General features: G+C 42.6%; 11 protein-coding genes and 1 pseudogene. 6 read left to right on the top strand and 6 right to left on the bottom strand.

Annotated elements, in window-relative coordinates:
• Window positions 1–122: 122 nt before the first annotated feature.
• From B5Y67_RS16565 to B5Y67_RS16580, 4 genes and pseudogenes are all read left to right on the top strand, one after another.
• A pseudogene (locus B5Y67_RS16565) lies at window positions 123–302 on the top strand (ABC transporter permease subunit); the annotation flags it as partial.
• Window positions 303–304: 2 nt separating this feature from the next.
• A complete protein-coding gene (locus tag B5Y67_RS16570) occupies window positions 305–1,216 on the top strand; it encodes an ABC transporter permease (RefSeq protein WP_088227542.1) in 912 nt (303 codons plus the stop codon).
• A 9-nt stretch (window positions 1,217–1,225) separates the two neighbouring features.
• Window positions 1,226–2,248, top strand: a complete 1,023-nt coding sequence (locus B5Y67_RS16575) for an ABC transporter ATP-binding protein (RefSeq protein ID WP_207652431.1) — start codon at window positions 1,226–1,228, stop codon at window positions 2,246–2,248.
• Complete coding sequence (locus B5Y67_RS16580) at window positions 2,245–3,219, top strand: dipeptide ABC transporter ATP-binding protein (protein WP_088227544.1); 975 nt, start codon at window positions 2,245–2,247, stop codon at window positions 3,217–3,219. Before B5Y67_RS16575 ends, B5Y67_RS16580 begins: the two co-directional genes overlap by 4 nt.
• Before the next feature lie 70 nt (window positions 3,220–3,289).
• Here B5Y67_RS16580 and B5Y67_RS16585 read toward each other — a convergent pair whose 3' ends face one another.
• The 4 genes from B5Y67_RS16585 to allB (B5Y67_RS16600) all read right to left on the bottom strand — a co-directional run bounded on the left by B5Y67_RS16585 (window position 3,290) and on the right by allB (B5Y67_RS16600) (window position 9,520).
• Window positions 3,290–4,942 (bottom strand): PucR family transcriptional regulator, encoded by a 1,653-nt coding sequence (locus B5Y67_RS16585; RefSeq protein WP_088227545.1) that lies wholly within the window; start codon window positions 4,940–4,942, stop codon window positions 3,290–3,292.
• 398 nt (window positions 4,943–5,340) lie between these two features.
• On the bottom strand, window positions 5,341–6,741 hold the full coding sequence (locus tag B5Y67_RS16590; protein WP_088227546.1) for an NCS1 family transporter: 1,401 nt from the start codon (window positions 6,739–6,741) through the stop codon (window positions 5,341–5,343).
• A 52-nt stretch (window positions 6,742–6,793) separates the two neighbouring features.
• The gene (gene allB / locus B5Y67_RS16595) at window positions 6,794–8,146 is read right to left on the bottom strand and encodes an allantoinase AllB (protein ID WP_088227547.1); all 1,353 of its coding nucleotides are present in this window, start codon (window positions 8,144–8,146) and stop codon (window positions 6,794–6,796) included.
• 15 nt (window positions 8,147–8,161) lie between these two features.
• Window positions 8,162–9,520, bottom strand: coding sequence for an allantoinase AllB (gene allB, locus B5Y67_RS16600; protein WP_088227548.1), 1,359 nt, complete (start codon window positions 9,518–9,520; stop codon window positions 8,162–8,164).
• Between the two features lie 292 nt (window positions 9,521–9,812).
• Here allB (B5Y67_RS16600) and B5Y67_RS16605 point away from each other — a divergent pair, with 292 nt between their 5' ends.
• Window positions 9,813–11,045, top strand: coding sequence for a Zn-dependent hydrolase (locus B5Y67_RS16605; protein ID WP_088227549.1), 1,233 nt, complete (start codon window positions 9,813–9,815; stop codon window positions 11,043–11,045).
• Window positions 11,046–11,337: 292 nt separating this feature from the next.
• On the opposite strand, the gene allE is transcribed toward B5Y67_RS16605, so the two are convergent.
• Both allE and B5Y67_RS16615 read right to left on the bottom strand, forming a co-directional pair.
• Window positions 11,338–12,102 carry a (S)-ureidoglycine aminohydrolase gene (gene allE / locus B5Y67_RS16610; RefSeq protein WP_088227550.1) on the bottom strand — a complete coding sequence of 255 codons (765 nt, stop codon included), beginning with the start codon at window positions 12,100–12,102 and terminating at the stop codon, window positions 11,338–11,340.
• 27 nt (window positions 12,103–12,129) lie between these two features.
• A complete protein-coding gene (locus B5Y67_RS16615; RefSeq protein WP_088227551.1) occupies window positions 12,130–12,492 on the bottom strand; it encodes a cupin domain-containing protein in 363 nt (120 codons plus the stop codon).
• A gap of 292 nt (window positions 12,493–12,784) precedes the next feature.
• Here B5Y67_RS16615 and B5Y67_RS16620 point away from each other — a divergent pair, with 292 nt between their 5' ends.
• Entirely contained in the window at window positions 12,785–13,735 is a 951-nt protein-coding gene (locus B5Y67_RS16620; RefSeq protein WP_170932725.1) for a FadR/GntR family transcriptional regulator, read from the top strand.
• Window positions 13,736–13,767: the final 32 nt, after the last annotated feature.

Here is a 13,767-nt window from a genome sequence, read left to right on the forward strand (position 1 = left end):
AATTTTGGTAGATTTGTACGCAATCAAATTATACCAAAACCCTGTGTTCATGCGGAATTTTTATATCTGTTTGACCCAATTAAGCCGGAATTAGAGCTGATTTATTAGGTGCGAAACTTCAGTTTAATATTCCCGGAATTGGACAATATTTTGTTACCAGTATTACCAATCGTGATTATCCCGTGATCATGGGGACAACGATTCTGGTTGCCACATTAATGGTCACGTTTAACCTTCTGGTGGATATTGCTTATACTCTGGTCGATCCGCGCATCAAGTTAACCGATCAAAAGGGGGTCTGAGCATGAGTTTGCCATTAGATTCATTTACACCGCTGCAACAAACTCAAAAAACCGATGTAATTAACCGACCAAGCACCACCCTCTGGCAGGATGCTCGCCGTCGTTTCAAAAAGAATCCCTTAGCCATGGGCGGGCTGATTGTTCTTATTCTTATCTGTTTGTTTGGTTTTGTAGGACCCTTCTTCTCTCACTTTAACTATTACTCTAATGACTTGAGCCATACCTTAAACTCTCCCAGTTGGGTACATCCCTTCGGCACTGATGAACTGGGCAGAGATATTTTAACCCGAGCTATGTATGGAACCCAGATTTCCCTGGCCATTGGCTTTGGTTCGGTACTGATTAACCTGACTATCGGGATCATCTATGGCGGTATCTCCGGCTATGCGGGCGGTCGTATTGATAATCTGATGCAAAGGTTTATTGATATCATTTTCAGTGTGCCTGACATGTTATATGTAATTTTGTTAATGGTCTTTCTAGGTTCAGGTCTGCGTAATATTTTTATTGTTCTCGGTATCGAATACTGGGTTACCATGGCCAGAATCGTTCGCGGCCAGATCCTGACACTGCGGGAACAGGAATTTGTTTTAGCCGCCCGCACTCTTGGGGCAAGCACCCGCCGTATTCTCTTTAAGCATTTGCTGCCAAATACGGTGGGACAAATTATTGTAGTATCTGCTTTACAGATACCTGCCGCTATCTTTATGGAAGCCTTCCTGAGCTTTATCGGTTTAGGAGTGCAGCCTCCTTTGGTTAGCCTTGGATATATGGCTGCCGAAGGACGAGGGAATATTCCCGGCTATGCATTTGCTCTAATTTTCCCGGCAGCTTTAATTGCCATCTTAATGTTAGCGTTCAACTTTATTGGTGACGGGCTGCGTGATGCCTTTGATCCTAAAATGCGCAAGTAAGGAGGAGATATTGTGGCTTTACTGGAAGTGGAAAACCTCAGCACCTCCTTCTATACCTATGCTGGAGAAGTGCAGTCAGTTTCGGGGGTTAGTTTTCATGTTGATGCAGGGGAAGCTGTAGGGATTGTCGGAGAATCCGGCTGCGGTAAGTCGGTAACAGTTCAGTCAATTATGCGTTTGATTCCCAATCCCCCCGGCAAAATCAAAAACGGTCAAATCCGTTTAGCGGGCAGGGATTTAGTCCACCTGCCGGAAAAAGATATGCAGAAAATCCGCGGCAAAGAGATCGGTATGATCTTCCAAGACCCGATGACAAGCCTAAATCCTGTGCTCACCATAGGGCGGCAGATGACAGAAGTCTTACAGCACCACGAAGGGATCGGCAAAAATGAAGCTTTAGGACGTGCTGCTAAATATTTGACCATGGTGGGAATTTCTAATGCTGAACGACGTTTAAAACAATATCCTCATGAATTTTCCGGTGGAATGAGACAAAGAGTTATGATTGCCATGGCATTGCTCTGCAATCCCAAACTTTTGATTGCAGATGAACCAACAACTGCCTTGGACGTCACAATTCAGGCTCAGATATTGGAGTTAATGAAGGACTTAAAGGATAAAGTTAATACTTCCATCATCTTAATTACCCACGATTTAGGAGTTGTAGCCGGTCTCTGTTCGCGAATTATCGTCATGTATGGCGGCAAAATCGTAGAAATGGGCACAACCCAGGATATCTTTAAGGATCCTCGGCACCCTTATACTTGGGGATTGTTAAAAAGCGTTCCCAGATTAGATGCCTCCAAGCGCAGCAAACTGGTGCCTATCGTCGGGAGTCCTCCCGATCTTCTTAATCCTCCTAAAGGATGCGGCTTTGCGGCACGCTGTCCACATGCTATGAAAATCTGTGCAACTCAGCCTCCGGCTTATACTAATCTTAATGAAAAACATCAAGCAGCGTGCTGGCTTCTTCATCCTGACGCTCCCAAGGTGGTCTTTAACGGGATTGATGAGAAGGAGGCTAGATCATGAGCAGCGAAGTTATTCTGGAAGTCAATAATCTAGTCAAGCACTTTCCAATTAAAGATGGCTTTTTATCCCGTGATAACAAAAAAGTTCATGCCGTAAACGGCATATCCTTTAAGCTTCATCAGAGAGAAACATTAGGCTTAGTTGGCGAAAGCGGATGCGGCAAATCAACAGCCGGGCGTACCATTATCCGCCTCTATGAAGCTACATCCGGTGAAGCAAAATTTATGGGCCGCAATATCTATGACTTAAACAAAAAAGAAATGATGACTGTTCGCCGGGATATGCAGATGATTTTTCAGGATCCCTATGCCTCACTTAATCCGCGAATGACTGTCGGGGATATTATCGGCGAAGCTCTCGACATTCATCACCTGGCCAGTGGTCAAAAACGCACCAATCGAATCTATGAATTATTGGAAACAGTTGGGTTGAATTCCGAGCATGCCAACCGCTTCCCTCATGAATTTTCCGGTGGGCAAAGACAACGGATTGGGATTGCCCGAGCTTTGGCGGTAAACCCCAAGCTGATCATCTGTGATGAACCTATCTCAGCACTCGATGTCTCTATTCAGGCCCAAATCGTAAACATGCTGGAAGAATTACAGGAAAAACTCGGATTGACTTATCTATTTATTGCTCATGACCTCTCCATGGTCAAACATATCTCCCATCGTATCGCTGTGATGTACCTGGGACGAATTGTAGAGCTAACAACGAGCCAGGACCTTTATGATCATCCGATGCATCCTTATACGCAAGCTTTATTATCGGCTATACCGATTCCTGATCCGGATGTAGAGTTAAAACGCTCTCGCATAGTCTTAGAGGGAGGGGTTCCAAGCCCCATTGACCCGCCGAGCGGCTGTTATTTCCGTACCCGTTGTCCAAAAGCTCAGCAACAATGTGCCCAAACAGCTCCTGAATTGAAAGATTGCGGCAACGGACACTTGGTTGCCTGTCACCTGGTTTAGAACAGCTGCGGCTGTCAAAATGAGAGACGATTGCGCAAAAATGCAAACGTCTCTTATTTTCGTTTCTCAATTATTCCCGCTGGTTTAAAATTTGAATAATCTTTAACCCAAGTTCTAATTCTAAGCGATTTTTATAATCCTCTAAATCGAGTCCGGTGACCTCTTTAATCCGTTCTAAACGATAAAGTAAGGTTTTGTAATGAATAAAGAGCGCTTTTGCTGCTTTACTTGCGTTACCATTAAACTCTAAAAAGATTTCTAAACTCTTTAATAGTTCCGTTTGATTCTGCTGATCATAGTCCAAAAGTATTCTGAGTGATTTAGGTACAAAATCAGCTAGATCATTACCTTGGCCAAACTTACAAAGCATTCGATAGACACCCAGATCCTGGAACCAGGAAATGACGTCTTCCCCTTGAAGCATTTCTCCATAAATGAGAGCGTCCTGGGCCTCCTTATAACTTCTTGGAATCTCTTCGATCTCAGCGGCAACGTTCCCAATACCAATCCCAATCATAATCTTTTTCCAGCGTTTCTTCGCATGATCCTGTATTTCCCGCCCAGCCTTCTTAATCTCCTCAATCGTTTTGATTGATCCTCTGACAGGCCACAAAACAATGATTGAGTCACCTTTATGTCCGAGAATAAAGTCTTTCATTCGCGTTCTCATCACGTTCATGATCAAAGACTGAATCTCCGCTTTAATTCCTTGAAAAGCTATTTTATCTTGTTTGATCTTCGTATCAGCTAAATACTCATCCAGATATTTGAGGCTGAACAGCACTACAACAAAGGGACGATTAATTTCCCAAGCCAAGAGATTTGCCCTTTCACGCATACTGCTGACTTCAATCTCTCCGCTAATGAGTTTCTCAACAAAATCATTGCTGAATTTCTGTTCAACTTCTCGAACAGCAAATCGCCTGACCATCTCCAGGGTTACAACTGTAGTAGCTTGGTCCAAACAAATTAATTCCATCTCATGCATTGGTTTGTTAATCTCAGTTACTATTAAATAAGCTTTAATCTGACCTAAGGCTTGGATCGGCACCACAACTTGGTAAACAGGCTCTTCCCCTGCTCCATTTATTTTGATGCGATAGGAATTGAAGTTCTTGCTCAGTAAGTCCCCCTCATAAAACGTCGTCATATCCTCAAAATTGCAAAATATCTCATCAGTGGCAGACAAACATTTCCTTTGGTTATCAAAAACGCTCACCGGATTTCCAACCAATTCCGCTAAAGTCTTTGTGATCTTATCAAGGCCTTGGCATTGAAGCGCTAAAGCAGTAAACCGTTCCTGTATTTCTTTATAATATTTAAGTTCAATAACTTGCTTGTTAAAGAGTATCTCCATGACGGGATACATGATATCCACATAGCGAACATTACCTTCTAATTGTATAATAGGCAAACCGATCTCATCGGCGATCTCCAGGATATCCGGCGGGATTCTATCAACAAAGCGCCGAATTTTGACCGCCAGCGCGCAGACGCCTTTGGCTGCAAGATTTCGGATGAACTCACGATAGTTTACCTTTCCTCCCAGGGTAGAATATAAACTTGTCAGGAGCAGTTCACCACCGGCCAGCCAATCGACGATATCCGGTGCTTCCATAATGGTAACCCCTTTAACCACATTCTTAAGCCCCTGGGCACCTGCCATTACTTGTGACGTTCGCAGCGGTTCGAGTTTGAGCAATTTCTCAACGGTTAATTCCACGTTACTCCTCCTGTTAATAGCCTTTCATATAGTATCGTCAATACTTCGTTTATTTCTCCCCTTTTCCTGCACATAAACCTATAATGCCGAATAAGAAAAGTGAACTCGTTCAGCTAAAGCTGAACATCGGGGCTTCAGATACAATAATGTCCAGTGGACGTTATTGCCGAGCAGCCTTTCCCAATAGGAATACTTAGCGGCGAAGGAGGACTCTACCCCACCTGAAGTCTACGAAGGACCCACCCCCACTTATAGAAGTGGGGGTCTTAAAAACTGGATAAAAGCAATTGATTGCGTCGTTAAAGAATAGCGATCTGAAAAAATGCATTTACATATGAAATTAAAGGAAGCCGCCTTTTCAGCCGACTTCCCCTAACTTAATTCTTTAATTTTCCCATCTAATTGTTCTCAAATATTGTACCACTTTTAAATCTTGACTCTTTAAAGGCGAATTTCATCAGGAGATAGTAAGCAATTCCTGCTACTACCAGACCAATTATCCAGGCGAGATCGACTTTCAAAAAGGCGGCACCTGCTCCAATCAGCATGGCAAGTATTGCTGCCGGATTATAGCCGGCAAAGACCCCCGATTGATTGTACAATTCACTAACTTCTACACGTTGTTTTCTTAGGATATAATATTCAATAAGCAAAATGGCAACAATTGGTCCCAAGAACGCTGAATAGATAAGAATGAACATATCCAGACCTTTGGCTGAGGAGTCCTGAACAAGAACCCAGGGAAAAGCACACAGCCCTAAGAGTCCAGTAATAAATACGGCTACTTTATATTTCAATTTCGTGAACAGCTGAATGACATAAGTTGGGGTGACAATATTGGCAACCATGTTTGTGGCAACAGCACCAAGAACGATGAAGGCCGATACAAATACTGTAATATAGGAATTATCAACGACGATGGCAAAAGCTTTGACAGGATTGGAGATCCCGGTTGCCGATGCCAGCATAGCGCCAATCGTAATAACAAAACCATAGGCCAGCACAATCGGTGAGAAATAGAGGAAGCCACGTTTTCCATCACGAATACCCGATTTTAGCTCTCTCGAATAATCGGCAGCACTTAAAAAGATACCTGCATAATTCCCCAGAAAAACCATGATGAAGGAAAAGAATGGCAACCCCCATGAACCGGTAGCATGAACCCATTTTTGACTGACAACACCATTATACTTTGTTACGAGAATGCCAAACACATAAACCAGGGCAACCATAATCACGATAGAAGTCAGCGTTTCAACCCACTTAATAGCATGGAATCCGTACATCGAGATTACAATTTGCACCAATTGAAGAACAACAAAACAAATAACAACATTATTAAAGGCTCCGCCGGTAATGGCCTTGGCAATTTCGTTTAGGGCTGTACCGCCGATCCAGCTCTGGACACCATACCAGACAACGGCAGGAATGCCGCGCAATAGTGAGGTTACAGTAGCTCCTTTTAGGCCAAAAGACATTCTAAGTTGTACGACATAAGGAATTCCGGTTCGATAACCGAGTCTGTCATTTAAAGCAAATACTGTAGAGATAATGGCGATAGCGATAATGGCAGCTGCAAAGGTCTGAACGATATTCAACGTGGCAACTCCAGCTACAACTAAACTCGCTCCCAGTGTCATATTACCTAAGTTAACGCCATCTCCGATCCACATAAACATATAGGGGATTGGACCAACTGTCCGTTCGTTTGGAGATCTCGGATTCAAAGCTTCATCATTATCTGCCGACTGAGAAACCTGGGTTACGTTTGTTTCGAGGTTTCCTGAATTTGTAGACATTTTTACCTACTCCTCTTCTTAAGCGTTAGCCCTATTCTAAGCGATCCCTGAATTAAACAAGTGGTCTTAAATGTTTGCCGATTGGTTGGGAAACTACTTTTCCGTCTTTAAATATGGTCTTACCTCTGAGAATGGTTTGAGTAATTTTTCCGCGGAAGGTGCTGCCTACATAAGGGCTGGCCTTATGTTTATAGAAGAGATCTTCTGCCTGGAGTGTAAACTCCTGATTTAAGTCAACCAGCGCAAAGTCCCCGTCAAATCCTAAGGCAATCTTTCCTTTCCCAGGAATTTTAAAGACCTCATTTACATTTTGTGCAGTCAATTTGGCAATATCGGCAAGGGGTACTTTTCGCTCATGATAACCGTGTGTAAGCAGTGACGACAACGTCGTTTGACAGGCCGAGATCCCTCCCCAAACCTTCAAAAACTCTCCGTCCTTCAGCTTGGGATCACACGGTGAATGGTCTGAGGAGATAAAGGCAAATTCACCATTTAACAATTTACCCCACATTTTTGTTTGGTTTTGAGCATCGCGGATTGGAGGCGAACATTTAGCGACAGTTCCCATCCGTTCAACATCGTCATCGGTAAGAATTAAATAATGACCGATAGTTTCACAGGAAACATCAACTCCCCTGTTCCTGGCCTCTGTTACTAACTCCACTGCCCTTGCTGTACTTACGTGGGCAATAATCAATTTGCAGCCCGTTTCCTCAGCGTAGGAAATCATCCGTGAGACATTTTCAATTTCTGTTATGGGGGAATGAGCTGCAAAATAGTCACGCACAGTCGTTTTATTGTTGGCTAGAGCTTGAGCAGTCAAGGCACTCACAATCTCTGCGTTTTCACAATGGACCATTAGAGGATATCCTAGCTTAGCCAATTTCTCCATGCCGACTAAGGCCGTGTAATCGTCCATTCTCTCAAACTCTGCAATTCCGCTGAAACATGAGAAGGCCTTAAATCCAACCACGCCGCATTCGGCGAGCTCTTCAAGCTTATCTAAATTTTTAGGCGTAAGTCCGCCCCAAAATCCATAATCGACTAAAGAATCTCTCTGGGCAACGGCAAGCTTATTGTTAAAGTTTTTAGCATCTAACGTACAGGGATTGCAGTTAAGAGGCATATCAAAATAAGCAATCCCTCCACCGGCAGCCAGTGCGTTACTTCCGGTGGCGATAGTTTCCCACTCTGTTCGGCCTGGATCGTTAAAATGAACATGTCCGTCGGTGGTACCGGGAAAAACATAGTTTCCTGTGGCATCAATAATTTCCTTAGCCTCGCCGCTTATCTCCTCTGCAATTTCAACAATTCTTTCATCGTCAACAGCAACATCGGCTTTCTTGACACCATCTGGACAAACAAGCATTCCATGCCGAATAATTAAGTCATAACGCTTGCTCATAATAATCCCCCTCTCCTATTTCAATTTGCTGACAAATTCGCCAAAACCTTTTTGACCGACTATTTTGCCGTCTTTGGCGACCACTTGACCCCTTACAACCGTGCAGACAGGAAGACCCTTTCCTTTTAAACCGACAAAGGCAGAAATTTTATTGACATAGTACAATGACTCCGGAGTAATTTCCCATTCTTTCTCTGGGTCAAGGATAACCAGATCAGCATCAAATCCAACCTCAATGGCTCCTTTTTTGCCAAAAATCCCGCAAACCTTTGCTGGGCCTTCACTTAAACTGCGGGCCAATAAGGTCGGGTTATAGCCTCTCTTCACAACGCCTTCGCTAAAGACGACCTGCATTACATTTTGAATACCGCTTATGCCGCCCCAGGCTCCAAAAATTCCATGCTTTTCTTCACTCTTCTCGCTCAATTCACACGGTGAATGATCAGAAGCTACGCAAGATAAAGTTCCGTTATTGACGTATTCCCACATTTCCTCCACGGCCGCCTCTTCCCTTAAGGGAGGCGCACATTTGAACAAACTGCCATTCTTAATGACGTCTTGATCGGTAAACGTAAGATAATGTCCACATGTTTCAGCCGTTACATCAATTCCTTGCTGTTGTGCCTCTTGAATGATTTTGGCAACTCGTGGATGGCTGACATGACAGATATGAGCTTTTGCTCCCAGTTCCTTGGCAAGATTAATAATATTTTGAGTGGCTATTAACTCGGCAATCACCGGTCTGGAATCCAGGAAATCCCGCCAATCATTTTTTTCTTTTCGTTGGGCTCTCTTCTCTTCCCATTTGATTAGGGAATAGTCTTCGCAATGAAAAGCGGCCCGAGCATCAAACTCCTGCAAAATTTCCATAGCTTCTTTGGCTTGACCGATCGTGAGCGAAACATAATCGGGAGATACCGGCCCGATGAACGATTTAAAACCGATACAACCTTTTTCATCTAATTCTTTCAATTTATCTAAGTTATAGTCAACTAGTCCTCCCCAGAAACAATAGTCGACATAGGCGTTCACAGAAACCGCTTGAATCTTTTTATCAAAGATTTGAGCATCTGTCATTGCCGGTTCATTCTGCAGAGGCATATCAATGATTGTTGTGATTCCCCCCACCCCTGCTGCAGCAGTGCCGTGAGCGTAGTCTTCTCTCCATAAGTAGCCTGGATCATTTAAGTGAGCATGACTATCAATTGCCCCGGGGAATATATAGTTTCCCTGAGCATCAATTACTTCTTTTCCTTCAAGGGGATTTCCGGATTCCATGATAGCTGCGATTTTCCCATCCTTAACACCTATGTTAGCTTCGATAATTCCATCCGTTTTAACAACCTTGCCGTTTTTTATAACCAGATCAAACATTGCCCAACCCCTCCTTTTACTAATTAAATACCTAAAACCCGACATATCATCAGGAAACCCAGTTTTAGTCTTGAATCTTAATTGTTATTGGTAATGTCCCCTCCTCAACTTTGAATTTATACAATTCGAATAATGTTCTACATCTAGAATATAATGAACATTTACATTTTTCATTATCACAATGTGCTAATCAAAAGATGATTTTATTATCTATAATTACTAAAGACAAAAGTCTAAAAATATTAAAAAATAAAACTAGACTTAATATACGCCAATCTAAGGAGTGACAAACGTGATTAATAAAGAACGTCTGATTCATCGTTTAATGGAATTAGGGAAGATAGGAAGGAATCAATCTGGAGGTATAACTCGTCACGCCTTTACTCAAGAAGATAGATCGGCAAAAGATCTTGTTACTGTTTACATGCGGGAAGCCGGTTTACAAGTAAGAGAAGATGCCGTAGGCAATTTGATTGGCCGCCGGGAGGGATGTGACCCTAACGCGGCAGTGGTTCTCACAGGGTCCCATATAGACTCTGTTTGTGACGGAGGAATCTATGACGGTGCGCTAGGTCTTCTCGGAGCAATCGAAGTCTTGCAGACACTAAATGAACAACACATTGAGACGAAGCATCCCATTGAGGTCTATGCTTTTAACGACGAAGAAGGTTCACGTTTTAGTTTTAGTATGTTTGGGAGCCGAGGAGTTATCGGCAATCTAAGCCATAAAGATCTTGAAATGAAAGATAAAAATGGCATTTCCGTCGCTGAGGCAATGCAGGCACAAGGATACAATCCCGACAAGATCGGCGAGGCTAACCGCTCCCAAGAGTCCATCAAAGCCTTTATTGAACTCCACATTGAACAAGGAAAAGTTTTGGAATCGAAGGACCTCTCGATTGGGATCGTCAGCGGCATCGTCAACGAACTTTGGCTAAAATGTACTGTCCAGGGTGAAGCAGGCCATGCCGGAGCTACGCCCATGACCTTGCGTCATGATGCCTTAGTTGCTGCTGCAGAAATGGTCCAAGTGGTTGAGCGAGAAGCGAAGTCAACAGGAACTACGGTGGCTACCGTAGGTCGGCTCAATGTACAGCCGGGAGGTATCAATATCATTCCCGGAACCGTCGATTTCACCTTAGATCTAAGGGATACCTCCCAGGAGGTCAGCGATAAGGTGGAAATGCAGATTTTTAACGAATTCGCTAGAATCTGCAAGGACAGAGGAGTTAGTCTCAAAACTGATATTCTGCAAAGAATTCCGCCTGCGCCTTGCGCAGAAGCGTTCCAAATTGCGGCTCGAAAAGCATGTGAGGCTTCAGGACTCCCATATTTTTCTCTGCCTAGCGGTGCAGGGCATGACGCTATGCAGATGGTTAACATCTGCCCCATTGGCATGATTTTTGTACGTTCCAAAGATGGGATAAGTCACAACCCGGCAGAATGGAGCAGCCCCGATGATTGTGCCAACGGGGTCAAAGTACTGTATTATACCCTATTAGAATTAGCTGTTAAAGTTAGCTAAACATATTTATCCAATCGTAAGACTCCCACTTCTACAAGTGGGGGTCTTTCCATACCTTACTTCAAGTTCACTTTTATGTAACCTCTTTTGGGGAGTAGTCAGACCTTATATTTGACCACTCCCTTTAAAGTTTCATAGAGTATCTTTTGTTATCTTCAATTCTTTAACTAGTTTGTTGGGAAGCAACTGCAATGAGTTATAAAGTATAACAAAAAATGCCCCCATTTACGCAAAAGATATATAACCTTCTACATTATGGGAGCATATTGAAAAATAGTTGCTATATTATCAATTAAAGTTCAACATCTCTGTTGCAATCCTTGGAATAGATGTAAGTAAAGTTCGTCCTGCCGACACCATAGGCTGCTTGAGCGACATAAGGACCGAACCACATGAAATCATCCTTTTTGATCATCGACCAGTTGTCATCTAGGAGATAACAGCCTTCACCTTCTAAAATATAGGCCCCATGCTCCTGGACATGAGTCTCTACAAAAGGATGGCATCCTCCCGGCGCGAAAGAGAGAATATGCATGTTCATATCGAAATTGATATCAACTGGAAGCAGATCTTTAACGAAAACGTTTTCCATCTCATCATAAATTCTATAATCGATATCATTAACGTTTCCATAATAAACATAAGGATTCATGCCTTCACAAGGAATATAGACTTGTTTATACAGAAGAACCTTCATCGGCTTTTCGCTGGTGTTCTTAAATTCCAGACCTACACCTGCTGGGGCATAAATATAGGCACCATCGACCGTCTTATAGTCTTTACCGTCAACAGTATAGTTTCCTTCCCCTTCAATACAATAGATAAATGTTTCGACATTGGCCTGCTTACCAAATACCTTGGTTGTTCCACCATTCTTTTCAGCAGTAATCACATATTGGACAAAACTAGCCCCCATTTTCGGTGAAGCAACAATACTGATTCGACAGCCTTCAATTCCTGGGACAACATTATTTACGAGTCCGTCGGGAGGAATTACGGCATACTTACCGTGTTTAACAACTGCTCTTGTCGTTAGAATATCCTTTGGGTAACCCATGAACTATCCATCCTTTCATTATATCCTCTATTGTTCTTTTTGTTTGGTATACAAAATCACGGCAATATACTCTAAATCACAATCTCCAATATTCTCAATGGAATGATAATCACCGTCGTTGCAATGCGTCATATCACCAGGACCGAGAATTTGTTCATCTCCGTTATCATTGACTAGAGCTTTGCCTTTGAGAATGTAATATGTTTCAAAATCTCCGACATGTTGATGTTTGCCGATTGACCCTCCTACAGGGATAATACTTACTCCAAAGAGCCTGCCTGTTCCATGGTTATCCTTATTCTCAAGGATATTGATGATTTTTACAGTGCCTTTTCCACCTTTTAGGTTTGGGCTGTATTCGACGCTTAAGTCTTCCGCCTTCTTGATCATAAATTGTCCTCCGTCTTTGGAAGGTGGTCTTGTGGTCGACCACTTTATTTGCAATTTCATTCTAACTCATGTATTGTTATAATGCAATCTTTAATTTCGAGTTAACCTCGGTATGGGAACTACTCCCTCTGTAGAAGTAGGAGTTTTACGATTGGATAAAACGTTTGCTATAATTACTATTGTCAGTTAATGACTAGCTGCTATAGGACACCAGAAAGGCTTGATAAGACAAATGGATAATCTTACCCCAATACATATTCCCGAAAATATGCTTTTGTTAAGAAGACGACTCATGCTGTCGCAAAGCGACTTTATTCATTACTATTTAATGAACGAAAACGATCAGCCTCACCTTAGTATTTCCAAACTGTCGACACTTGAAAAAAAATCAGGTAAGGACAGCGAATATTATGCCTCGCTGCTTGCTCAAGCTTTCGCTGTAGATTCTAAACTCTTTCAGCTTCCCCCCGATGATTTTGCCAAGAATATTGATGTGTTTCTTGCCAACCAGCGATCGGTCAATGGAAAAACATTAACCAACCTCACTCCAATTGAAAAAAAATCGAGCCAAGTTGAAACTCTGGCAAATGCCCTCAGTAATTTTCTTGAAGATCAAATCTTAGCAAACAAAATGAAGCCAGGCGATAAGCTTCCCTCAGACCGCAATCTTGCTGCCCTATTTAATGTTGGGCGAACTTCCATTCGAGAAGCCTTAAAAGTTCTAAGCGTACTTGGGCTTATCAATATTCTCCCTGGACAAGGTACTTTTATTGCCTCTGATAGCTCAGAATTTTTTTTGACCCCGCTGTCTTGGACATTCTTCCTGGGAGATAAGAATTTAGAGCATGTAATATCAGTCCGTAATGTCCTAGAGCTTGAATCGGCACGTCTAGCTGCTATTAATGCAACTTTGGAAGATTTGAATAATCTTAAACTAATTTTCGAAGAATCCAAAAGAGCATATATTGAACGCGATTTTCAACACTTTCTTGATTTAGATCTTGATTTTCACCTCTCAATTGCCCAATGTTCTCACAATCCAATATTAAGTAATTTACTCCAAACTTCACGCAAACTCATTAAACATATCAGCCAAAGCGGTATGTTGAGTATAGATAATCTAAATGCCGTCTTTAAAGAACATAGTCTTATTTATGAGAACATCTCCCAGCATCATGATGACGAAGCCGTTTTAGCCATGAAAAATCATCTCGAAAACGCCAGAATAAGATATAGCCTTTAGTGAACATCACGCGCATAAAAACCTCCAGGAGC

This window comes from Desulfosporosinus sp. FKB, assembly GCF_002196705.1.
Classification (GTDB): Bacteria; Bacillota; Desulfitobacteriia; order Desulfitobacteriales; family Desulfitobacteriaceae; genus Desulfosporosinus.

Coding starts and splice junctions, on each gene's coding strand:
- B5Y67_RS16570 (WP_088227542.1), top strand. CDS start 305: ATGAGTTTGCCATTAGATTCATTTACACCGCTGCAACAAACTCAAAAA.
- B5Y67_RS16580 (WP_088227544.1), top strand. CDS start 2,245: ATGAGCAGCGAAGTTATTCTGGAAGTCAATAATCTAGTCAAGCACTTT.
- B5Y67_RS16590 (WP_088227546.1), bottom strand. CDS start 6,741: ATGTCTACAAATTCAGGAAACCTCGAAACAAACGTAACCCAGGTTTCT.
- allB (WP_088227547.1), bottom strand. CDS start 8,146: ATGAGCAAGCGTTATGACTTAATTATTCGGCATGGAATGCTTGTTTGT.
- allB (WP_088227548.1), bottom strand. CDS start 9,520: ATGTTTGATCTGGTTATAAAAAACGGCAAGGTTGTTAAAACGGATGGA.
- allE (WP_088227550.1), bottom strand. CDS start 12,102: ATGGGTTACCCAAAGGATATTCTAACGACAAGAGCAGTTGTTAAACAC.
- B5Y67_RS16615 (WP_088227551.1), bottom strand. CDS start 12,492: ATGATCAAGAAGGCGGAAGACTTAAGCGTCGAATACAGCCCAAACCTA.
- B5Y67_RS16620 (WP_170932725.1), top strand. CDS start 12,785: ATGCTGTCGCAAAGCGACTTTATTCATTACTATTTAATGAACGAAAAC.